Origin of the sequence: Actinomadura litoris, from assembly GCF_009733595.1 — a bacterium.
GTDB classification, from domain to species: Bacteria; Actinomycetota; Actinomycetes; order Streptosporangiales; family Streptosporangiaceae; genus Spirillospora; species Spirillospora litoris.
The window spans coordinates 222,808-245,390 of sequence record NZ_WOFH01000009.1 but is presented as its reverse complement, the minus strand read 5'-3'; the positions used below and the strand labels follow the sequence as shown (position 1 = coordinate 245,390).

Sequence of the window (22,583 nt, the reverse complement as noted above, 5' to 3'; positions counted from 1 at the left end):
GTAGCCCATCGATGCTGCACCACGTCATGGCGTCGATTCCGCACGAACTCCTGGCGGCTCCGACCGAGAACGACGAACTCAAGACCGACCAGCTCGCCGACTGGCTCCGCCAGATATTCGGCCCGCTGTTCCTGGTGATCGTCTCCATTGTGGCGATCTTCTTCCTCTTCACGCGCGAGATCACGCGTTTCGTGCAATTCATCGTCCTGGCGATCGGAATCGGAGTGGTCTTCTACGTGCCGAACATCATCGAGACCACGGCCAAGGCGATAGCCAAGGCCCTGGGAGTGGACGTCAGCTGAACTCCATACCGGCGGACACCCGAGGTCGGACGGCCCCCGCCCGGGGCCAGGCAGACGGCACCGTGCTCGCGCAGCTAGGGGAGTAGGGGCGTGGACCTATTCACGTACACGAACATATGGCGCATCGAGAAGCGGCTCTACAAGCTGTACGACCTGCGGCTTCCGATGCCGCTGCCGCTGGTCCAGATCGGTGTGTTCGCGGGCGTGTTCGTCCCCTGGATCGTGCTGCTGAGGTTCGTCGGGATCCCCTTCGAGTCCCCCTGGCACGTCCTTTACATCGTCCCCCCGGCCGTCCTCACCTGGCTGGCCACCCGGCCCGTCATCGAGGGCAAGCGCCTCACCGAACTTCTGCTCTCCCAGAGCCGCTACTTCTCCGAGCCCCGCACCTGGTGCCGCCTCACCCCGATCCGCGAACCCCGCGAGGTCGTGATCGTCGCCCGTGTCTGGCGCCGCCCCGGCGTGGCCGCGCCCGCCCCTGAGCAGGCCGCCGTCAAGGCCCGCCGCCGCAAGCGCAAGGCCGCCCCCGAGCCCGAGGTCGCCGCCGTGCCCGCGGCACCGGCCGTCCCGCGCCCGTCCGCCGCCTCGGCCCCGCAGCCCCTGGCCGAGTACGCCGCCCAGCGCGCGGACGCGCCCGCCCCGCCACCCGCCCCCTTCGCCCCGGCGCCCGCGGCCCCCGCCACACCGCCCATCCCCGCCGAGGGCGTCCCGGTCGCCGAGCAGCCCGCCGCTGACGTCCCCATGGCGGGCGCGGCGACGCCCCGTCCGCCCAAGCCCTGGCGCCGCGCGACCCGCGACATCTCCCACGAGGACGACGTGCTCGTGGGCTCCCCGGGCCTGGAAGGCCCCCCGGCGACCCCCCACCTGGAGGCCCCCGGCTCGGGCAAGCGCGCCCTGGCGTCCGGCGTCCGCCGCCCCGGCGAACCCACCGAACTCTGGCAGGCGACCCCTCCGGCCCACCCCCAGGACACCCCACCCCCCGCAAGCGCCTCCACCCCCCGCCCGGCCGCCCCCCGGCCCCCCGTCCCAACAGACGCCCAGGCCGCCCCCCGCGAGTTCGGCCCCCCCCAGCCGACCCCCCGCGGACCGGCCCCCCAAGAGCCCCGCCCGTCCGAGCCCGCCCCGCGCGGCGCAGAGCCCCGCGAACCCGCCTCCCGCGAACCTGCGCCACGCGAGTCCGGCTCACCTCAGCCGAGCCCACGCGGATCGGCTCCGCAGGGGCCTCGCCCGTCCGAGCCCGCTCCGCGCGGCCCAGTGCCCCGCGAGCCCGCGGCCCAGGCCGCTCCACGCGAGCCCGCGTCCCGCGAGCGGTGGTCGACCGACTCCGCACCGCGCGAGCCGGAGCCACCCGCGTCCGCGCCGCGCGAGCCCGAAGTCGCTGAGCCCGCAGCCCAGGCCACACCACGCGAGCCCGCAGCCCGCGAGTCCGCCCCTCACGAGCGGTCGTCGACTGACTCCGCACCGCGCGGCTCGGAGACACCCGCGCTGCCTGAGCCCGAGGCCGGTAAGCCCGCACCCCAGGCCACCCCCCGCGAATCCGCGCCACGCGAGTTCGGATCACCTCAGCCGAGCCCGCGCGGATCGGCTCCGCAGGAGCCTCGCCCGTCCGAGCTGGCCCCGCGCGGTGCGGAGCCTCGCGAGCCCGCGGCCCAGGCCGCTCCACGCGAGCCCGCGTCCCGCGAGCCGGAGCCACCCGCGTCCGCGCCGCGCGAGCCCGAGGCCGATAAGCCCGCCGCCCAGGCCACTCCACACGGCCCCGCGATCCGTGAGCCCGCGTCCCCTGAGGTCACGCCGCGTGAGGCCGCTCCGCGTCAGTTCGGTTCGCCTCAGTCGGGTCGGCGTGAGCCGGGGCCGCGCGAGGTCGGTGCGCCTGGGGCGGCTCCTCGCGGGCCCTGGTCGACCGAGCCCGCTCCGCGCGAGTCGGAGGCGGCCAGGCCCGCATCGCGTGAGCCTGAGGTTCGCGAGCCCGCGCCCCAGGCCACCCCGCACGAGCCCGTCTCTCGTGAGTCCGCACCCCACGAGGCGAGGCGCGAGTCCGCCCCACGGGAGCCATGGTCGACCAAACCCGCTCCGCGCGAGTCGGAGCCTCGTGAGTCCGCGGCCGAGGCCGCTCCAAGCCAGCCCGCGTCCCCTGAGGTTGGGCCGCGTGAGGCCGCTCCGCGTCAGTTCGGGTCGCCCCAGTCGGGTCGGCGCGAGCAAGGGGTGGGTGGGCCCGCTCCGCGCGAACCCTGGTCGACCGAGTCGGCGCCGCGTGAGGCTGCTGCGAAGTCGGGTCCCGAGGGGCGGCGGGACGGGACGCCTGTGCCGCAGGCGGGTGCGGGCGTTGAGGGGCCGCCTCCTCCCTTGGCCGGGCCTCGGGCCGCCGGGCGTGGGCAGGCCGAGACCGATACGCGTCCGGATGTGCCGCAGCAGCCGCCCGTTCCTCCTCGGGAGGGGCAGGGCAAGGGCGGAGCGCCCCAGCAGGGGGCCGGGCCTGCCCCGAGGCCCTGGGCCGCGCGTTCTTCGCAGGGGGAGCCCGGTGACAAGAAGGTCGCGGGGTGGAAGAACCCCCCGCCCTCGGCGCCCGCGCCCGAGCAGCGGCCCCAGCCCCAGCGCGGGCCGGGGGAGCCGCCGATCACCCGGCCGGACGTTCCGATGGTGCCCGGGGCGTTCGGTGCGCGACCGCCCGGCGAGCAGCCGCGCAAGGAGCCGCCGAAGCCGTGGTCGAAGGGGCTGTCCAAGCCCGCGCGTCCGACCGAGCCCCGCCCGCCCGCGCCGCCGCAGCCGCAGCAGCCACAGGTTCCGCCGGCACCGGCCGCGCAGGCGCCCGCGCCGCCCCAGCAGGCTCCGCACGGGCCCGTGCCCTACCCGCACGGCGGGCCCGGCCAGCCGTCACCGGACGAGCAGGCGCCGCCGCGCGAGGTGCGGTCGGGGCCCGCCTCGCCGGTGCGGCCGAGGCCGCTGCCGCCGCCGCCCGCGCCGCCGCCGTCCGGACCCGCGATCACGCCGCCGGACCCGGAGCACGAGGTCACGGCCGGCGGGCTGCGGCGGCTCATCCAGGCCGTCGGCGGCGGGCACGGGGACGTCGACGGCGACTACCAGATGCGGCTCCAGCAGCCGTTCCAGGGAACGCGCCACATCGTCGTCCTCGGATGCACCGGCGGTGCCGGGCAGACCGTGACCGCGCTGATGCTCGGGCACACCTTCGCCCAGCACAACGGGGAGCCGATCGTCGCGATCGACGTCAACCCCGGCCCGGGCGCGCTCGCCCGGCGGACGCGCAGCGAGACCAACGAGACGCTCACCGGGCTCATCACGCGCGCCGACCAGGTGGGCAGCCTCACCGCGATGCGCCGGTACACCTCGCAGGCCAAGTCCGGCCTCGACGTCGTCGCGGCGGGCAAGAACCCGCTCCAGGCGCTGGACGACCGGGACTACGCGCTCGCGATCCGCACGATCGACAAGTTCTACTCGGTGACGCTGCTGGACGCAGCGGCCGCCGTGGTCGCGCGCGTGCTGCCCTACGCCGACCAGGTCGTGCTGGTCGCGCCCGCCAGCGCCGACGCGCCGCGCGCGGTGGCGATGACGTTCGAGTGGCTCGACGGCCACGGCTACGAGGAGCTGCGGTCCCGCGCGGTGACGGTCATCAACGGCGTCAGCCGCCGCAGCATGGACGACGTCGAGCAGGCCGAGGCCGTGGCGCGGGGCCGTTGCCGGGCGCTCGTCCGCATCCCGTGGGACGATCATCTGAGCATGGACCGCGCCCCGCGCAACGAGTTGAAGTCGTTGCGCGCGCCGACGCGGCGTGCCTATCTTGCCCTCGCCGGCGTGGTCGCCGGCGGCTTCACCGTCGTGCCCGAGCGTTACCAGGAGCTTCAGCAGGAGCAGGAGGCCACCCGATGAGCGCCCCTCGCGGGCATCGAACGACGGCGCGCGCGTCCCTTGCGGACGCGTCTGATCTTGCTGGCCGTCCGGACGTGAAACAGTCCCTCGGGCAACCCTTCACCGGACGCGGCGCACCGGGAGAATCATTGGTCGGGAGGACGGCATGAGCAAGGCCAGCCGGCTGGCGGTGCGGTACTTCGACGACCGCGTGCTGCTCACCGACAACGCCGCCTGGGCCTACTTCCGGTTGCCCACGGTGTCGTATGAGTTCACCACCGGTGAGGAGCGCGAGGCGCTCGCGACCAACATCACGATCGCGCTCGCGGGCATCCGCATGCAGGACGCCGAGATCCACCTGCGGATCGCGCACCGGACGTATCCGGCGGCGGAGTGGGCGCTCGCGCTGGACCGGACGTCCGACGCCGGGTCCGGGTGGCGGGAGTACCTGGAGGAGACCTACGCCCACGTGTGGGCCAAGGACTTCTGGACCAAGGAGGTCTACCTCGGCGTGCGGCTCGGGCCGCGGGGGATGGGCGCGCACCTGTCCGGCGGCGTGCTGTCGCAGCTCCTCGGGTTCTACAAGCGCAGCGAGAGCGTCCTCGGCGTGAACGACGACGCGGTCGACAAGCGGGAGATCGGGCGCTGGACGGAGCAGGCCGAGCGGATCGGCCGCGCGCTCGGCGGGTCGGCGCTGTTCGCGCGGCACGCCACGGCCACCGAGGTGGCGTGGCTGTTCCAGCACGCGGTGACCGGGTCGCTGGCCGACCCGCCGCCCTCGGCGGTGCCGCGCCGGACGTGGGGCAAGGGCGAGATCGAGTCGCTGGTCGAGGGTGCCATCCACAACGGGCGCTCCTACCTGCGGGTCGAGCAGCCGAACTACACGGGCGCGGGCGGCGGCGCGACCGCCGCGTCCTATGTCGCCTACCTGTCGTTCGCGCGGTTCCCCGACATGATGCCGTTCCCGGACGGCGAGCCGTGGTTCCACTACGCCGACGCGCTGCCGTTCCCCGTCGAGATCAGCGCGCGGATGAAGCTCGTCCCGCCCGCCAAGGCGTCCAAGGACGTCTCGCGGAAGCTCGCGCACGCCCGCGACATGGACCAGCACATCCGCGAGGCGGGCGCGGAGGCCCCGATCGCGCTGGCGGAGCAGATCGACGCGGCGCGGATGCTGGAGCACGGCATCACCAAGGAGCGGCTGCCGTTCGTGTACGGATGGCACCGTCTGATCGTGTCCGCGCCGACGGAGGACCTGCTCGCCCAGCGGGTGGACGCGGTGGTCGAGCACTACCGCGACATCGGCATCGACGTCGTCAACTCGACCGGCGACCAGTTCTCGCTGTTCCTGGAGTCGCTGCCCGGCGACCGGATCCGGCTGAACGCCTACGCGCAGCGCCAGCCGCTGCGGACGATCGCGGGCGGCATGCCGATCGCGACCGTCGACCTCGGCGACCGTCCGGACGAGAACGACGAGGGCTGGATCGGCCCCTACATCGGCGAGACGCTGGGGCGGGCCCGGTCGATCGTCCACTTCGACCCGCTGGTCGCCGCGGCCCGCAACCGTCCGACGGCGGTGGCGATCACCGGTGAGCCGGGCGGCGGCAAGACCACGCTCGCGCTGCTGCTGATCTACCAGATGGCGCTGCGCGGCGTCACGGTCGCGGCGATCGACCCGAAGGGCGACGCCGAGTCGCTCGTGGAGCTGCTGCGGGCGCGCGGGCGCAAGGCCCGGGTCCTGCCGCTCGGGTCGGCGGCACCCGGCCTGCTCGACCCGTTCTCGTTCGGCGACGACCTCGCGGCGAAGAAGACGATGGCCACCGAGACGCTGCGGCTGCTGCTGCCGCGCATGTCGGAGGAGCGCGAGTCCGCGATGATCCAGGCGGTCGGCGCGGTCGCCAACGGCGAGCGCCCCTCGCTCGGCCGCGTCGTCGACCACCTGGAGGCCGCGGCCGACCCCGCGTCCAAGAACCTCGGCGCGGTGCTGCGCTCGATGTCGGAGATGCGGCTCGCGCGGCTGTGCTTCGACCCGTCCGGCGGCGAGCGCATCGACAGCGCCGGTTGGACGACCGTGTTCACGCTCGGCGGGCTCACGCTCCCCGACGTCGCGATCAACCGCGAGGACTACTCCTACGAGCAGCGGCTGTCGGTCGCGCTGATGTACCTGGTGTCGCAGTTCGCGCGCCGGCTCATGCACGGCCTCGACCGGCGGCTGCCGAAGGCCATCTTCCTGGACGAGGCGTGGGCCATCACCTCGACTCCCGAGGGCGCGAAGCTCGTGCCCGAGGTGTCGCGGATGGGACGGTCCCGCAACACCGCGTTGATCCTGGTCTCGCAGAACGCCGGCGACCTGCTGAACGAACAGGTGACCAACTGCCTGTCGTCGGTGTTCTGCTTCCGCTCCACCGAACGGGTGGAGGTGGCCGACGTCATGTCGCTTCTCGGGGTGGAGGCGTCTGACGAGCACAAGGCCGTGCTGCGCAACCTGGGCAACGGCGAATGCATCTTCCGCGACCTCGACGGCCGTGCGGGACGCATCGGCGTCGACCTGATATCCGAGGAACTGCAGCGTTGGCTGGACACCAACCCGACCCGGTCGCATCCGGGCGCGTCCGAACTCACCACCGCGGGGGCGAAGGCCGAGGAGGTCCGTCGATGAGGAGTCCCCGCGACCGGATGGCGCGCCTGCAGCGCTCCCCCGGCGAAGGGCTCGAACTCCCAGCCCCCACCCGCCGCAAGCGGGCGCGGAGCCCGCGCCGGCGCCGGTCGGTGCTGCTGCTCGTCATCATGGCGCTGCTTCTGGTCAGCCCGCTGTCACCCGCGTCGGCGTCGATCCCGCTTCCGCCGGGCTCGAACCCGAACGACGCCTGCGCGCCCGCCGACAACCCCTCGCCCGAGCAGTACGAGTCGGGGACGGACGGGCTCATCAAACCGCCCGGCTACCCCGACGAGAAGCTGCGCAAGACCCCCGTCGACCAGCTGACCTACTACGACCGGTACGGGACGGCCGGGCAGACCTGGTATGCGGTCGACATGGGCTGCTCGGACGCGATGGCGATGATGGGCAACGCCCTCGCCAACACCACGTTCACACTGGTCCGGTCGATCGACCGGACGACGATCAGCGTCTACCAGGCCGCGGCGTCGGAGTCGCTGCTGAGCTGGCTGAAGGACACCGTCGACGGCGTCATCAGCGGCATGGGCAAGACGTTCAACGCGCGGTACTGGTCGTGGGTGGTCATCCTCGGGGCGATGTGGCTCGCCTGGTGGGGGCTCGTCCGGCGGCGGGCGAGCAAGGTCACCGAGGGCGTGATCTGGATGGTCGCGGCGATGGTGGCGCTGATCTGGCTGGTCGCGCGGCCCGCCGACTTCACCACGCTCGGGACGAAGGTGTCGGAGGCGACGAGCGCGGCGTTCAACGCGGCGCTGCCGCAGAGCGACACCAAGGGCGGCAGATGCGTGCCGCCGCCCCAGGGCAAGCAGGATCCGGCCGCGTCCCAGAACCTGGACGCGACGACCCGCAACGCCAACGGGCTGTGGGTGGCGCTGGTCTGCAAGCCGTGGCTGCAGGGCGAGTTCGGCACCACCGACCCCAACGCCAAGATCGTCAAGGACAACGCCGACCGGTTGCTGTGGTCGCAGGCCGTCGACATGCCCGAGACCTACGGCGGGCAGAAGGTCGATCTCGGCAAGAAGGCCGACGCCTACAAGGACGTCACCAAGGACATCAAGGAGAACCATCCCGGGAGCTACTCGCTCTTCCAGGGGCGGAACTGGCAGAACCGGCTGGCGGTCGCGTTCGGCGGGCTGTTCGCGGCGCTGGTCGCCGGCCTGCTGATCATGGTGATCGCGATCGCGCTGATCGTGGTGAAGATCGCCTTCCTGCTGCTGCTGGTCGCCGGGCCGATCTTCCTCGGCATCGGGATACATCCGGGCATCGGACGGGTGATCGCCGTCCGATGGCTGGAGCTGCTGCTGTCGATGCTGCTGAAACAGGCGGCGCTCATCGGGGTGCTGTCGCTGCTGCTGTGGGCCTACGGGCTGATCCTCGGCGAGACGCTGCCGTGGGGCTTGCAGATCCTGCTCATCGCGCTGGTGACGTTCGCGGCGTTCATCTACCGCAAGCCGTTCCAGCACCTGTTCTCCGCCGTCGGGTACTCGGCGGTCGGGGCGCGGGAGAAGGGCGAGGCGCAGCTCGACAAGTCGATCACCGAGGCGCGGCGGAGCACGACGTCGGTCGCGGGCACGGTGATGCCCGGCGCGGCCGGATACCGGCTCGGCCGCCGGGCCAAGCGCGACGCGACCACCGAGGCGGCCGCGGCCGCCGACGCGCAGAACGGCGGCGTGGTCGTCGGCGCGGACCGCAGGACCGCCGCGGTCGGCGCGCCCGGCGCGGGTGAGGCCCCCTCGCCGGACGAGGCGCCCGTGCTCGCGGCGCGGCCCCGCACGTCCGGCGCGGTCGCGGCGCAGGGGCGGTCCCGGCGGGGCGCGCCCCCGCTGAACCTGCCGTCCCGCGCGGGCGGGCCCGCGGACGGCGGCGCCGACTCGGTCGGTGCCGCGCCGCCGCGCCCCGGCGGGTCGGCGGGCGTGCGTGCGAGCGGTGGAGCGGGCTCCGGCGCGGGCGCCGCGGCGTCCGGGGGCGGCAGGCCCTCGTCGGGGGCGGGCGCCGGATCGGGTGCCGGGTCCGGGTCGAGGGCCGGTGCGGGCGCGGGTACCACCCGTCCGACCTCCTGGGCGGGACGCGGTGACACCTCCGGTGGAGGCGGCGCGTCCGGCGGCAACGGCTCAGGCGGCGGATCCGGCGGTTCCGGCGGTTCCGAGGGCAACGGCGCCGGGAAGGGCCCCGGTGGCGGCGGCTGGTTCAACGGACGCGGACGCGGCCGGGCCGGGGGCGGTGCAGGTGCCGGAGCGGGCGCGGGTGCGGGTGCAGGTGCGGGTGCCGGCGGCGGCTCCAACGGCGGCGGAGGCTGGTTCTCCGGCGGCGGCGAAGGCGGCGGCTCCGGCTCCAACGGCGGGTCCGGTTCCAACGGCGGCTCGGGGTCCGGCGGCGGGTCGCCTTCGGGGGGCGGCGCGCCCGCCGGCCGGCAGCCCGACCCGGCGTCCAACGTCCCGAGGCCGCGCGCGGGCGCGGGCGGCGGCGGCCGGACCGGCGGCTCCGGCGGTCCGGGCGGGCCTCCGCCGCTGTGGGGGCGCGGCGGCTCCGAGGAGGGCCCGCCGATCCCGTTCTGGCTGCGTCCGGTGGACGGCGACTCCGGTGATCGGGACGAGTGATGAACCTGAACGACCGACAGCGCAAGCTGCTGTTCGGGGGGCTCGTGGTGGTGCTCGCGCTGGTCGGCGTCTACCTGACGATCGCCGCGCCCGGTGACGACTCCGGCGGCGCGAGCGACCGGCCGAGCGCCGCCGCGTCCACCCCGAGCACGGGCCCGACCGGGCCGGCGTCGCCGCCGGCGGGCATCCAGAGCGCCGTCAACCCGAACGACTTCGACGTGTACCGGCTGCTGCCGTTCTCGCGGCAGGAGTTCGCCACGGCGGCCGACCTGGCGCAGCGCTTCGTCGCCGCCTACGGCACCTACCGCTTCGACGAGGACCCGCAGGTCTACATCGGACGGCTGGCCGGGCTCGTCACCGAGGCGCTGCGCGGCGAGCTCGCGCGCGGCGCCGCGGCCCCCGGCATCCAGGACGAGCGGCGCCGCGAGCAGGTCGTCGCGCAGGGGACGGCGACGCTCGACCGGGTCCGCGACATCGAGGACAACTCGATCATCTTCCTGGTGACCGGCAAGCAGCAGCTCACCCGGGCGGGCAAGAACGGCGGTGACAGCAAGCAGTGGGCCGTGACCATCGCCCGCGACGGCGGCTCGCTGAAGGTGTACGCCTTCCAGCCCGCCGACACCGGTCAGGCGGGTGACACCGGATGACGCCCAAGCGGCTCCTGGCGGCCGGGGGCCTCGGTGTCGCCGCGACGCTGTTCATGGCGATGCTGTTCGTGCCCGTGCTGTTCGGCGGCGGCCAGTTCGTGTTCGGCGGCGGCGCGGGCGGCTGCGTGGACGTGGCGCAGGCGGGCGCGCAACCGGCCGCCGCGACCGGCGCCCGCGCGATCCCCGCCGACTACCTGGACCTCTACAAGAAGGCCGGGGGGCGGTACGGCATCCCGTGGAACGTCCTCGCGGGCATCGGGAAGGTCGAGACCGGGCACGGCACCTCCAACCTGCCGGGCGTCAAGAGCGGCGAGAACTACGCGGGCGCGGGCGGGCCGATGCAGTTCCTCGACCCCACGTTCAAGGCGTTCGCGGTGGACGGGAACAAGGACGGGCGCAAGAACCGCTACGACCCGGCCGACGCCATCCCCACCGCCGCCGCCTACCTCAAGCACAACGGCGCCCCGCGCCGGATGCGCACCGCGATCTTCATGTACAACCACTCGTGGGACTACGTGAACCTCGTCCTGGACTGGGCGAAGAAGTACGTCGGCGGGGACTTCGACATCGTCCAGTCCAACGGCGTCGAGTGCCAGGACAACGACCTGCCCGCCAACGCCGGCGAGCTGGTCAAGCGGATCATCTCGTTCGCGCTGGCGCAGCGCGGCAAGCCGTACGTGTTCGGCGCGAACGGTCCGGACGCGTGGGACTGCTCCAGCCTGCTCCAGGCCGCCTACCGGTCCGTCGGGCTGGCGATCCCGCGCACGACGTTCGAGCAGTGGCCGTTCGGCGTGAAGATCGACAAGGGCAAGGAGCAGCCCGGTGACCTGGTGTTCTTCAACTCCGGGCCCGGGACCTCGGCCAACAATCCCGGCCATGTCGGGATGGTGATCGGCGGCGGCAAGATGATCGTGGCGAGCTGCTCGGCGTGCGTCCCGGCCATCGGCGTGAAGCCCTACAAGCGCGCCAACTGGATCGGGACGACGCGTCCGCTCGCGCGCAAGGACCTCAAGCAGAAGGTCTCCCAGCTGGCGGCCCAGTAATCCGGGCCCAGGCCCGGACGGGGCCGTCCCCGAGCCGCGGCGCCCCGGCCCGTTCCGCGACGGGCCGGGGCGCCTCCGGGGCGGTCAGCAGCCGAAGTCGATGTCGTAGAACGTGCGGTAGTGGTCGGCGGTCCAGTACATGCCGTCGTGGCCCTCGTCGCCGGACGTGATGATGCGGCGCGCGCCGCGGTCCGGGCTGCCCGGCGTCTTGACGGTGTACTCGTGGTAGAAGCCCTTCGGCTCCTTCGGCAGCAGGCCCTCGCGGTTCTGGAAGACCGTGCCGTCCTGCGGATAGGGGTAGGGGCCGCCCCGGTCGATGAGGGCGATGGTGTCGTCGGCCTGGTCGGGGAGCCGCGTCCCGCAGATCGGCGCGATCGCCTCGACGCGGACGGACACGGCGGCCGCCGGGCCCGGGACGGCGGCGGCCTGTGCGGCGGGCCCGGCCAGCCCCGCGGCGAGCAGGGGGACCAGGAGCAGTGCGCGGCGGAACGTGGAGTAGCGGGGGGTGTTCATGCGGTGAGTGTCACCCGGCGGAGGCCCGCCCGTCACGGCGAAGCGGGGCAATTCAGGGGATGTTGCCGATGGCGTCACCGCCGGTTCGGCATCGATCCGAGGAGGGGGCGGCCCTGGACGACGCCCGGCGGGACGCGGACGGTCAGCGGAAGCGGCGCCGGCCGATCACCGCGTGCACGTCGCGGAGGGCGTCGGCCGCAGCCCGCACGGTCTCCGGCGGCAGCCCCGCCATGATCTCCTCGTGCACGCGGGCGGACATCTCCATCCCCCGCTCGGTGACGCGCAGGCCGTCCTCGGTGAGCCGGACGAACCGGCTCCGCGCGTCCGCGGTGTCGGCCTCGCGCTCGACGTGGCCGGCCTTCTGGAGCCGCTGCAGGACGTTGCTCGTCCCGCCGGAGGTGAGCAGCGCCGGGCCGGTGAGGTCGCTCGGGCGCAGCCGGTGGGGCGGGCCCGCCCGGTGCAGCACGGTCAGCACCTCGAACTCGGCGTAGGTCAGCCCGTACTCGGCGAGGCCGTCGCGCAGCGCCTGCTGGACGAGCGCGCCGATCCGCTGGGCGCGCTTGCCGACCTCCAGCATCGCGATGAGCGGCTCGGAGATCCCGCTCCGCCGCCACTCCCGCGCGATCGCGTCGACCTCGTCCCCGGGGACGTCGGGGGAGGCACTCGGGGAAACGTCGTCGCGCACACGCCGAGAATACTCGCTCACCAAGTTGCTTTCTAAAAAGCTTTTCTTTAAGCTTTCTGGCATGACATCGACCTACCTCCTGCGCGACGGCCTCGTCATCGACACCGACCCCGCGCCCACCGTGCTCGGGCGCGCCGACGTCCTCGTCCAGGACGGGCGGATCGCCGCCGTCGGCCCCGACCTGGCCTCCTCCGCCGCCGCGCCCCTCCCGGCGGACGCCGAGGTGATCGACGCGTCGGGCCGGATCGTGCTGCCCGGCTTCGTGGACACGCACCGGCACGTCTGGCAGGCGGGGATCCGCGCCGCCCTGCCCGACGGCACGCTGCCCGCCTACGTGGAGCGCGTCCTCGGCGTGCTGGCCCCGCGGCACACCGCGGACGACGTGTACGCCGGGACGCTCGCGGGCGCCCTGGAGTGCCTCGACTCGGGCGTCACGACGGTGGTCGACTGGTCGCACATCCAGCTCCGCCCGGAGTACGCCGAGGCGAGCGTGTCGGCGCTGCGCGCGGCCGGCGCGCGCGCCGTGTTCGGCTTCTGCTACTTCGGCGACGGCGACCTCGACGCCCTCGCCGCCGAGACGGCCCGCGTCCGCGACGCCTACTTCGACGTCCCGGACGGCCTCCTCACGATGGCGATGGCCGCGCTCGGCCCCGAGCTCACGAGCCCGGAGCGCGCGCTGCGCGAGTGGGCGGTGGCCCGCGACCTCGGCCTCCCGGTCACCACCCACATGGGCGGCCACGGCGCCGAGAGCGCCGAGCGCGGCATGGCGTTCCTGGTCGACCACGGGCTGATGGACCAGGGGGCGATGTACGTCCACGCGAACCACTTCACCGGCGACGACCTCAGGCGGATCGCCGCCTCCGGCGGGACGGTCTCGGTCACGCCCGGCGTCGAGGCGGCCCTCGGCCTCGGTCCCGCCGCCACCGGGCGGTCGCTCGCGGCGGGCGTCCCGACCGGGCTCGGCGCCGACACCGTCGTCAGCGGCCCCGGCGACATGTTCGGCGTCATGGGCGCCGCCCACGTCCTGGAGCGCGGCCGCCCGGACGGCGCGGGGATGGGGTTCACCACGTCCGACGTGCTCCGGATGGCGACGATCGGCGGCGCGGAGGCCGCCGGGCTCGCGGGCGTCACCGGGTCGCTCGCCCCCGGCAAGCAGGCCGACCTGGTCGTCCTGCGCACCGACACGCCGGGGATGGCGGCGGCCCACGACCCGATCGCGGCGGTGGTCCGGTACGCGGGGACCCGCGAGGTCGACACCGTGCTGGTCGCCGGGAGGATCGTCAAGCGCGGCGGCGTCCTGCTGGGGCAGGACGTGCCGTCCCTGCTGGCCTCCCTGGAGTCGTCGGCCGGCCGCCTCACGGCCGCCTGACGATAATCCGGAGGGATTCGCCAGGGCCGCGTGGCATGCTGACGGCGTGGAGCCCGAGATACGCATCCGGATCGCCGACGAGCTGCTGATGTTCCTGCCCGCGACGCGGCGCGAGTCCGCCCGCCGGGTCGCCTACGACGGGACCTCGACGCTGGGGCACCTCGTGGAGTCGCTGGGCGTGCCGCTGCCCGAGGTCGGGCCGATGACGGTCCGCGGGGAGCGGGTGGCGCCGTCCGCCCGTCCGGACGCGGGCGAGGAGGTGCTGGTGGAGGCCGTCCCGCGCCCGCAGCCCGTCCCGCTGGAGCCCGGGCAGGCCGCGCCGCGCTTCCTCCTGGACGTGCACCTCGGCACGCTCGCGCGGCGGATGCGGCTGCTCGGGCTCGACACCGCCTACCACAACGACATGGACGACCCCGCGCTCGTCGTCCAGGCCAACGAGGAGCGGCGCGTCCTGCTCACCCAGGACCGCGGCCTCCTGCGGCGCCGCGCGCTGTGGTTCGGCGCGTACGTGCGCGGCTCGCGCCCCGACGACCAGCTCCGCGACCTGCTGGAGCGGTTCGCGCCCGTCCTCGCGCCCTGGACGCGCTGCACCGCCTGCAACGGCCCGCTCGCCGAGGTCGACAAGCGCGACGTCGAGCGCGACCTGGAGGCGGGCACCCGCCGCAGCTACGACGTCTACGGGCGGTGCGTGGACTGCGGGCAGGTGTACTGGCGCGGCGCGCACGGCGGCCACCTGGAGGAGATCGTCCGGGACGCGGCGCGCGTCGTCGCGGACGCTCGTCCCGGCGGAAACGGCGCGACCGGAACCGGGCCCACCCCCGCGACCGTCTCAGAATGAAGTGAACGGAGAGCCGGAGGGGGCTGGTGGCGATCGACCTCGTCGTGGTGGGTGCAGCGATCATCTCGGACGGGCGGCTGCTGAGCGCCCAGCGCGCCGAGCCGGCGCACATGGCGGGCGGCTGGGAGCTGCCGGGCGGCAAGGTCGACCCGGGGGAGAGCGACGAGGAGGCCCTCGTCCGCGAGTGCAGGGAGGAGCTCGACATCGGGATCCGCCTGGACCGCCGGGTCGGCGGCGACTGGCGGCTCAGCGGGCGCAGCCTGCTGCGGGTGTGGACGGCCGCGATCGTCGAGGGTGAGCCGCGCGCGCTGGAGCACCTGGCGCTGCGCTGGCTCACCCCGGACGAGCTCTACGACGTCGACTGGCTGCCCGGCGACCGTCCCGTCATCGACGAGCTGGAGAGGCTGCTGAAGCGGACGACGTGACCCGCGTCAGGTGATGCGGTTCGCCCCGGCGAAGTCGGAGCGGTCGGACAGGTTCGAGATCTTGACGACGTCGCCGGTCTGGGGGGCGTGCAGGTACTTGCCGCCGCCGAGGTAGATCCCCATGTGGTGGACGCTGGCGCCGAAGTACACGAGGTCGCCCGAGCGCAGCGAGCCGCGCGACACGCGCTGCCCCATCGCGAGGAGGTCGCCGGTGTAGTGCGGCAGGCCCGGCTTGCCGACCTGGGCGTAGGCCCAGACGACGAGGCCGGAGCAGTCGAACGTGGTCGGCCCCGCGGCGGCCCACACATAGGGCGAGCCCAGCTTGGTGAGGGCCTTGCGGGTCATCTTGGCCGGAAGGCCCGAGCCCTGGATCGTGGCCGACAGCCCGGTGCGCGGGTCCTTGACGTGGGTCGTGGTCAGCTTGTCGAGCCGCTTGGTGACCTCGGCGACCTTCTGGCGGGCGGCCTCGCGGGCGGCCTTGGCCCGCTCCGCCGCCTGCTGGACCTGCGCGGTCCTCGCCTCGGCGGTGCGCCTGGCCTGGTTCGCCCGGTCGATCTGCCTCTGCAGCGCGGCCACGGCGCCGGCCTGGCTCTGCGTGAGGTAGGCCCCGGCCGACAGCCCCTCGGACGAGCCGCTCACGCCGAACATCGCGCTCGGCCCGCCGTTCATGTAGTTCGCGGCGGCCATCTGGCCGAGCCGCTCGCGCGCGGGCGCGGTCTGCGCCTCCAGCGTGGCGGCGGCGCGGGCGGCGGCCTGCTCGGCCTTCCTCGCCCGGTCGAGGTCGACGCGGGCCTTGTTGTACTGCTCGGTGAGCTTCTCCGCCTCGGTGTTCAGCGCGTCCAGGCTCTGCCGCAGCCCCTTCTCCGAGGTCGGCAGCGGCGTCGGGGCGGGCGCGCCGTTCGGCGCGCCGAACGGCTGCGCGGCGTGCGCGGCGAGCGGCGCGGTGGTGCCGAGGCCGATCAGGAGGGTGGTGGCCGCGACGGCGACGGGCGTGCGGCGCCGCCGCCGGTGGGAATCGGCTGCCAAGCCGGTTTCTCCTCTCCCTGCGCGCCTACCGGGTTAGCTGACGGGTTCGGGCCAGGAGGCGCCCTACGACACGAGGTCGATTCACCCCGGGGGATCCTGGGTCCCCGGCTCCGCGCCGCGCGGCCCGTGCTCACAGGCCCCGCCGCGGCGGACTCGGCGCTCCGGCCGCAGGCCCCGGGGGGTGGGGCGCTCCGGACGGCCGGATCTCAGGGAGATTACAAAGGATCGGCAAAGTTGGCCAATCCGCGCCGTTCTCCTGCGGGCCTCCCGGAGGTTTCCCGTGGAGGGACGGCCCCTCACACCCCCCGGAAAGGCCCGGTGTGACGGGCGGAACCCCTTGCGGGGGTGGGGCCGCGCGCGAGGCCAAGTAGAATGGGGGGTGCCGCGCGTCTGCGGCGACTCCCGAACTCTCACGCAAGGCGAGCCCGCATGCCCATCTCCACGCGCGATGACCTCCGGAACGTCGCGATCGTCGCCCATGTCGACCACGGCAAGACGACGCTGGTCGACGCCATGCTCTGGCAGTCCGGTGCCTTCCGCGAGAACCAGGACGTCGACGACCGCGTCATGGACTCCGGCGACCTGGAACGTGAGAAGGGCATCACGATCCTCGCGAAGAACACCGCCGTCCGGCACAACGGCCTCACGATCAACATCATCGACACCCCCGGCCACGCCGACTTCGGCGGCGAGGTCGAGCGCGGGCTGTCGATGGTGGACGGCGTCGTACTGCTCGTGGACGCCAGCGAGGGCCCCCTCCCGCAGACCCGGTTCGTGCTGCGCAAGGCGCTGGCCGCGCGGCTGCCGGTGATCCTCGTCGTGAACAAGACCGACCGTCCCGACGCCCGCATCGACGAGGTCGTGGACGACACCTACGAGCTGTTCATGGACCTCGACGCCGACGAGGACCAGATCGACTTCCCCATCGTCTACGCCTCCGGGCGCGCCGGGCGGGCCTCGATGAACAAGCCCGCCGACGGCGCCATGCCCGACAGCGAGGACCTGGAACCGCTGTTCAAGGTCATCACCGAGGCGATCCCGGTGCCCTCCTACGACCCGGACGCGCCGCTCCAGGCGCACGTCACCAACCTGGACGCCTCCAGCTACCTCGGCCGGATCGCGCTGTGCCGGGTGCACGCCGGGACGATCAAGAAGGGCCAGACCGTCGCCTGGTGCCGCCACGACGGCAGCGTCGAGAAGGTGCGGATCACCGAGCTGCTGATGACCGAGGCGCTCACCCGCAAGCCCGCCGACGAGGCCGGGCCCGGCGACATCATCGCGATCGCCGGCATCCCCGACATCATGATCGGCGACACCATCGCCGACCCCGACGACCCGCGCCCGCTGCCGCTGATCACCGTGGACGAGCCGGCGATCTCGATGACGATCGGCACCAACACCGGGCCGATGGCGGGCCGCGAGAAGGGCACCAAGGTCACCGCCCGGATGGTCAAGGACCGGCTCGACCGGGAGCTGGTCGGCAACGTCTCGATCAAGGTGCTGCCGACCGAGCGCCCGGACGCCTGGGAGGTGCAGGGCCGCGGCGAGCTGGCGCTCGCGATCCTCGTGGAGAACATGCGCCGTGAGGGCTACGAGCTGACCGTCGGCAAGCCGCAGGTCGTCACCCGGATCGTCGACGGCAAGAAGCACGAGCCGGTCGAGCGGCTCACCGTCGACATCCCCGAGGAGCACCTGGGCGCGGTCACGCAGCTCATGGCCGTCCGCAAGGGGCGCATGGAGCACATGACCAACCACGGCACCGGCTGGATCCGGATGGAGTTCCTCGTCCCGGCGCGGGGCCTGATCGGGTTCCGCACCGAGTTCATGACCGAGACGCGCGGCACCGGCATGGCCCACCACGTGTTCGAGGACTACGAGCCCTGGTTCGGGGAGCTGCGCACCCGTCCGTCCGGGTCGCTGGTGGCCGACCGCGCCGGCGCCGCGACCGCGTACGCGATCACGAACCTCCAGGAGCGCGGGACGTTCTTCGTCGGCCCGACCACCGAGGTGTACGAGGGCATGATCGTCGGGGAGAACTCCCGCTCGGACGACATGGACGTCAACATCACCAAGGAGAAGAAGCTCACGAACATGCGGTCCTCGACCGGCGACGAGCTGGAGCGGCTGACCCCGCCCCGGCTGCTGTCGCTGGAGGAGGCCCTGGAGTTCTGCCGGGAGGACGAGTGCGTCGAGGTCACCCCGACCGCCGTCCGCATCCGCAAGGTCGTCCTGGACGCCAAGGAGCGCGAGCGCACCCGCGCCCGCACCAAGCGCGCAGGCTGACCTGACGACCGGCCGGCCTCGCGGACCGGCCGGGCGGCCGGTCCGCGAACCCGGCGATCCGAACCGCAGGCGATCCGAAGACCAAGCGTTCCGGCGGGCCAAGCTTCACGGCCGACCGCGGCGGACCGAGCTTTCACGGCCGACCGAGCGCTATCGGGGAACGGGGGCCGTCCGACACGGGCGGCCCCCGTTTCCGTCCCCGCCGTTCGTGGGGGGGAGAAGGCGGAAAACGGCGGCGGCCCGGGGAGATCCCCGGGCCGCCGCCGTCGTGGTTCGTTCCGGCCTCAGTTGAGCTGGACGGTTCCGGTCACGTCGGCCGCCAGCCGGAGCTGGTCGCCGTCGCGCAGGGGCGCCTCCACGCCGCGGGGGAGGCGCTCGCCGTTGACGAACGTCCCGTTGGTGGAGCCCTCGTCGCGGACCCAGGCGGTGCCGGACGGGTCGAGCCAGACCGTCGAGTGGCGCCGCGACACGTTGTCGTACTGCGTGAACGTGGCCGCCACGGGCGACTGGCCCGCGTCCCGGCCGAGCACGAGGTGCTGCCCCACCGAGACCTTCAGCTCGCCCGTCGGGAACTGGACCCGCAGGACCGGCGTCCCCTTCTGCGGCAGCGGGCGCAGGCACGTGTCGCACTGCGCGGCGCCCGGGTTGGTCAGGACGGCCTCGCAGTACGGGCACATGAACGCCGTGCTGTCGCTCGGCGGCTGCGGCCGCGACTGCATCGGCGCCTGCGGCTCGTGCTGGTGCGACGGCGGGGCCCCGAACTGGTGGTCGCCGGGACCACCGGGCCCGCCCGGACCACCGGGCCCGCCGGGGCCGGGCTGCGGCTGGCCGTACTGGTCCGGCGGCGCGTACTGGTGCTGCTCGGGCTGCTGCTGGTACTGGTCGGGCGCCTGCTGCTGCGGCATGCCCCACTGGTCGGGCTGCTGCTGCCCCGGGGCCTGCTGGCCGGGGGGCGGCGAGGACCACGGGTCCGCCGAGGGCTGCTGCTGGTGCTGCGCGGGCTGCCCGCCCTGCGGCCCGCCGTACTGGCCGCCCTGCTGGCCCGCGTGCTGGCCGTAGTCCGGCTGCCCGTAGTCGGGTTGCCCGTAGTCGGGCTGGCCGTAGTCCGGTTGGGCCTGCTGCTGCGGCTGGCCGTAGTCGGGCGGGCCCTGCTGCTGCGGAGGACCCTGCTGCATGGGCGAACCCCACGGGTCCTGCTGCTGTTGCTGCTGCCCTTGCTGGGCCCACGGGTCGGGCTGGGACATCGGCTGGCTCTGCTGCGGCTGCCCGTAGTCGGGCGGTGCCTGCTGCTGGGGCGCCTGCTGCTGGTAGGGGTCGTGCGAGTGCTGGGGAGGCTGGTACGGCTGCCCGTGCTGCGGCGCCCCATGCTGCGGGGCGCCGTGCTGGGGAGCCCCGTGCTGGGGCGCGCCCTGGGGGCCGCCGTACTGCGGGGCCCCCTGCTGAGGCGCGCCGTACTGAGGGGCGCCGTGCTGGGGAGCCCCCTGCTGGGGGGCGCCGTGCTGAGGGCCGCCGTGCTGGCCGTACCCGCCCTGGGCGTGCTGCCCGTGCTGCTGGCCGGCCCCGGCGCGCGCCAGGTTGGCCCCGCAGCTCAGGCAGAGCAGATCGCCCGGCTGGAACGGTTCGTCACAGATAGGACAGTTCAAGGTCGCCATGACACTTCCCCCGCGCGCACCCCGGCGCGTTCGAGCCTCGACGTGAGGTGCTCCATGTCACCCCTTCGCGGGATCCCGATGTAGTACACCCGCCTTCCCTCCGGCCCCTCGTCCACGGACACCTGAACCCGGGGCCCTGCCTCGTCCCTAGTCTCTCCGATACCGGCCAGTGCCCCGTACCGCTCGCGTCCCAGCGGGGACAACGGCACGACGCGCTGGTTCGCCGACCCCCTCCAGAGTAGAGAGCCACTCTCGGAGTGTCGTCCTCCCGGGTTGAGCCGGTCGACGTACGGCCCCGTGATCACGGCGTCACACATGCCGAGGATCTCCCGCGTCGCCGCGCTCCGCGAGAGCCGAGAGTAGACATATCCGCTGTAGACCAATATGTCCAACCCAATCGTCTCATGATGATGGTCGTCCCGCCACGCGCGGACGCCGCGCAGCAGCGCCGCCAGCGCGGACGGCTGCTGGAACGGCTCGCCCCCCGAGATCGTCACGCCGTCGACCGGTCCGGGCAGCGATCTCAGCCATCCGAGGACGGCCTCGACCGGCACCTCCTTGCCGGGATCGGCGTCCCAGGTGTCGCGGGAGAGGCACCCGTGGCAGTGCAGCGTGCAGCCCTGCACCCAGATGCCGGCGCGCGTCCCGGGACCGAGCGTGGTCACCGGATAATGCGCCTTGGCGAGCCGCAGCCGCTCCCCGGACGCGGCATCGCGGGACGTGATGTCGCTCACTGGATTTCCAGATGGACGATGCTGCCCTCGCGCCGGATCCCGTACACGGTGACCCGCTCGTCCGGGACGAGTTCGCGGTCGAACAGCGCGCGCGCCAGCGGGTTGACGAAGTGCGACTCCAGGGCCATGCCGATGCCGCGGCCGCCCTTGTCCAGCTCGTCGGTGCACCACCCGCGGAGCGTCTGGAGCGCGTCGCCCTTCACCGCCAGCACCAGCCGGTGCTCCTCGGCGACCCGCTTGCAGATGTTCGCGAACTGGAGGTCGAAGATCTTGTGCGCGGCGTCGGCGGAGATGAAGTCGAACACGACGATGTTGTCGCCGAACCGGTTGAGCAGCTCCGGCCGGTTCAGGACCTCGGTGAAGTGGTCGGCGACGGCGTCCTTGATCCGCTGCTCGACCTCGTCGTAGGTCATCCCGGGCGTGATGTTCTGCACACGGCCGGCACCGGGGGAGAACGCGCCGTCACGGGTCGTGAGGTCGCGCCCGGGGACGTACATCCCGAGGTTCGAGGTGAAGATCAGGATCGACTCGGAGAAGTGGACGGTGTTGCCGCGCCCGTCGGTGAGCCGCCCGTCCTCCAGGATCTGGAGGAACTTGTCGAGGATCCGGGGGTGCGCCTTCTCGATCTCGTCGAACAGCATGACGCGGAACGGGTCCTCGCGGACGGCGTTGGTCAGCTCCCCGCCCGCCTCGTGCCCGACGTATCCGGGCGGCGACCCGATCAGCCGGTCGCCGGAGCCCTCGGCGGAGAACTCGCTCATGTCGAAGCGCAGGTAGGCCGACTCGTCGCCGAACACCAGCTCGGTGATCGCCTTGGCCAGCTCGGTCTTGCCGGTGCCGGTCGGCCCGGCGAAGAACAGCACGCCGCGCGGGCGGCTGCCCGACCGGGTCGCCTGCGCGCCCGACAGCCCGAGCACGGCCCGCTTGAGGATGTCGAGGGTCTTGGTGACGGCCTGCGGCTGCCCGATCACCCGCTCGGGCACGCGCTTCTCGCCCTCCAGCACGCGCCGCCGCAGGTGCCCCCGGCTCCACGGGTTGTCCAGGACGCCGAGCTTGTAGGTCCGGACGGCGTCGGGCAGGTCGGCGAGGTCGACGTTGCGCTCCTTCGCCAGCCGGGTCACCTCGATCATCGACTGGAGCGTCAGGCCGTCGGCCTGCTCGGCGAACGCGTCGCAGGCCGCCGCGGCGGCCTCGTCGGTGCCGACGTCGGTGACCCCGAACGCGCGGGCCAGCAGCCGCGCGGTCTCCTGCCGGTCGCCGAGGTGCGGGCGCGGGATCGTGATCTCGCGGATGTTCTCGTTGTCGGTGGTGAGCCACGGCGGCAGGTCGCCCGGCCGCTCCACCAGCCACAGCACCGGGTTGTAGAGCGGCTTCGGCCGCGCCCCCGGCACCCGGACCGGGCGCGCCGTCCGCGACAGCTTCGCGCAGAACCGGAAGAAGTCGCGCTCGGCGGGCTCCAGGTCGGTCGGGGTGCGGGCGATCCGCGACGCCGAGTCGATCACGAACGCGGCGCGGACGTTCTCCGTGGGCCGCGCCACCGCCTCCAGCTGGCGGGTCAGCGCCTCCAGCGAGGGCTTCTCGTCCCGGCCGCGCTTGCCGAGCAGCCGGTCGGCCGACCGCTCCGCCTCCTCGGCGATCTCGTCGCCGGTGTCGGGGTAGACCTGCACGCCGTCCACCGGGTCGTACACGATCATGCAGGACGCGCCGCTGGAGCGCAGCGTCTCCCACAGCAGCCCGCGCAGCGGCAGCAGCCGGGCGGGCCCGACGACCTCCTGCGGCGGCGCGAGGAAGCTGTCGTAGAGGTTGCCCGACAGCACGTACTGGGAGTGGACCGAGAGCGTCGCGTCCAGCTCGCGGATGAACGGCGGCCAGCCCTGCAACCGCCCGCCGAGGGTCGGCGAATCAATGCTCATCAGGCTCGCTCCACTCCGTTCCCGCCT

At 73.7% G+C, this 22,583-nt stretch carries 16 protein-coding genes and 1 riboswitch; of the genes, 10 read left to right on the top strand and 6 right to left on the bottom strand.

From position 1 onward, the window contains the following. The first annotated feature begins 11 nt into the window (after window positions 1-11). From GNZ18_RS25280 to GNZ18_RS25255, 6 genes are all read left to right on the top strand, one after another. The gene (locus GNZ18_RS25280; protein ID WP_156219024.1) at window positions 12-302 is read left to right on the top strand and encodes a hypothetical protein; all 291 of its coding nucleotides are present in this window, start codon (window positions 12-14) and stop codon (window positions 300-302) included. 90 nt (window positions 303-392) lie between these two features. Beyond that, window positions 393-4,181 (top strand): TcpE family conjugal transfer membrane protein, encoded by a 3,789-nt coding sequence (locus tag GNZ18_RS25275; protein ID WP_156219023.1) that lies wholly within the window; start codon window positions 393-395, stop codon window positions 4,179-4,181. Window positions 4,182-4,326: 145 nt separating this feature from the next. Then, entirely contained in the window at window positions 4,327-6,816 is a 2,490-nt protein-coding gene (locus GNZ18_RS25270) for an ATP-binding protein (RefSeq protein ID WP_156219022.1), read from the top strand. Next, window positions 6,813-9,428, top strand: coding sequence for a type IV secretion system protein (locus GNZ18_RS43275; protein WP_214620901.1), 2,616 nt, complete (start codon window positions 6,813-6,815; stop codon window positions 9,426-9,428). The genes GNZ18_RS25270 and GNZ18_RS43275 overlap by 4 nt, the downstream gene beginning before the upstream one ends. After that, on the top strand, window positions 9,428-10,075 hold the full coding sequence (locus tag GNZ18_RS25260; RefSeq protein WP_156219021.1) for a hypothetical protein: 648 nt from the start codon (window positions 9,428-9,430) through the stop codon (window positions 10,073-10,075). The genes GNZ18_RS43275 and GNZ18_RS25260 overlap by 1 nt, the downstream gene beginning before the upstream one ends. Next, window positions 10,072-11,118 carry a C40 family peptidase gene (locus GNZ18_RS25255; RefSeq protein ID WP_156219020.1) on the top strand — a complete coding sequence of 349 codons (1,047 nt, stop codon included), beginning with the start codon at window positions 10,072-10,074 and terminating at the stop codon, window positions 11,116-11,118. Before GNZ18_RS25260 ends, GNZ18_RS25255 begins: the two co-directional genes overlap by 4 nt. Before the next feature lie 84 nt (window positions 11,119-11,202). Here GNZ18_RS25255 and GNZ18_RS25250 read toward each other — a convergent pair whose 3' ends face one another. Both GNZ18_RS25250 and GNZ18_RS25245 read right to left on the bottom strand, forming a co-directional pair. Continuing rightward, entirely contained in the window at window positions 11,203-11,631 is a 429-nt protein-coding gene (locus GNZ18_RS25250; protein ID WP_156219019.1) for a guanyl-specific ribonuclease, read from the bottom strand. A 142-nt stretch (window positions 11,632-11,773) separates the two neighbouring features. Then, window positions 11,774-12,316 (bottom strand): MarR family winged helix-turn-helix transcriptional regulator, encoded by a 543-nt coding sequence (locus GNZ18_RS25245; protein WP_173390883.1) that lies wholly within the window; start codon window positions 12,314-12,316, stop codon window positions 11,774-11,776. 61 nt (window positions 12,317-12,377) lie between these two features. Here GNZ18_RS25245 and GNZ18_RS25240 point away from each other — a divergent pair, with 61 nt between their 5' ends. Genes GNZ18_RS25240 through GNZ18_RS25230 form a run of 3 tightly spaced genes read left to right on the top strand, consistent with a single transcriptional unit; the run spans window position 12,378 to window position 14,948 of the window. Beyond that, window positions 12,378-13,685, top strand: coding sequence for an amidohydrolase family protein (locus GNZ18_RS25240; RefSeq protein ID WP_156219017.1), 1,308 nt, complete (start codon window positions 12,378-12,380; stop codon window positions 13,683-13,685). A 46-nt stretch (window positions 13,686-13,731) separates the two neighbouring features. Then, window positions 13,732-14,523: a Mut7-C RNAse domain-containing protein gene (locus tag GNZ18_RS25235; protein ID WP_312874727.1), complete on the top strand. Its 792-nt coding sequence runs from the start codon at window positions 13,732-13,734 to the stop codon at window positions 14,521-14,523. A gap of 32 nt (window positions 14,524-14,555) precedes the next feature. After that, complete coding sequence (locus tag GNZ18_RS25230) at window positions 14,556-14,948, top strand: (deoxy)nucleoside triphosphate pyrophosphohydrolase (protein WP_214620922.1); 393 nt, start codon at window positions 14,556-14,558, stop codon at window positions 14,946-14,948. 6 nt (window positions 14,949-14,954) lie between these two features. Here GNZ18_RS25230 and GNZ18_RS25225 read toward each other — a convergent pair whose 3' ends face one another. Then, window positions 14,955-15,974: a C40 family peptidase gene (locus GNZ18_RS25225; RefSeq protein WP_246250323.1), complete on the bottom strand. Its 1,020-nt coding sequence runs from the start codon at window positions 15,972-15,974 to the stop codon at window positions 14,955-14,957. A gap of 6 nt (window positions 15,975-15,980) precedes the next feature. Further along, window positions 15,981-16,109, bottom strand: a riboswitch (cyclic di-AMP (ydaO/yuaA leader). A gap of 294 nt (window positions 16,110-16,403) precedes the next feature. On the opposite strand from GNZ18_RS25225, the gene typA reads away from it, so the two are divergent. Next, window positions 16,404-18,257 carry a translational GTPase TypA gene (typA, locus tag GNZ18_RS25220; protein ID WP_156219015.1) on the top strand — a complete coding sequence of 618 codons (1,854 nt, stop codon included), beginning with the start codon at window positions 16,404-16,406 and terminating at the stop codon, window positions 18,255-18,257. A gap of 284 nt (window positions 18,258-18,541) precedes the next feature. Here the strand turns inward: typA and GNZ18_RS25215 are convergent, their stop codons facing one another. Genes GNZ18_RS25215 through GNZ18_RS25205 form a run of 3 tightly spaced genes read right to left on the bottom strand, consistent with a single transcriptional unit; the run spans window position 18,542 to window position 22,556 of the window. Next, window positions 18,542-19,909, bottom strand: a complete 1,368-nt coding sequence (locus GNZ18_RS25215) for an FHA domain-containing protein (protein ID WP_156219014.1) — start codon at window positions 19,907-19,909, stop codon at window positions 18,542-18,544. Continuing rightward, window positions 19,897-20,643 carry a 4Fe-4S single cluster domain-containing protein gene (locus GNZ18_RS25210; RefSeq protein WP_308165960.1) on the bottom strand — a complete coding sequence of 249 codons (747 nt, stop codon included), beginning with the start codon at window positions 20,641-20,643 and terminating at the stop codon, window positions 19,897-19,899. The genes GNZ18_RS25215 and GNZ18_RS25210 overlap by 13 nt, the downstream gene beginning before the upstream one ends. After that, the gene (locus tag GNZ18_RS25205; RefSeq protein WP_156219013.1) at window positions 20,640-22,556 is read right to left on the bottom strand and encodes an AAA family ATPase; all 1,917 of its coding nucleotides are present in this window, start codon (window positions 22,554-22,556) and stop codon (window positions 20,640-20,642) included. Before GNZ18_RS25205 ends, GNZ18_RS25210 begins: the two co-directional genes overlap by 4 nt. Between the last annotated feature and the right edge of the window lie 27 nt (window positions 22,557-22,583).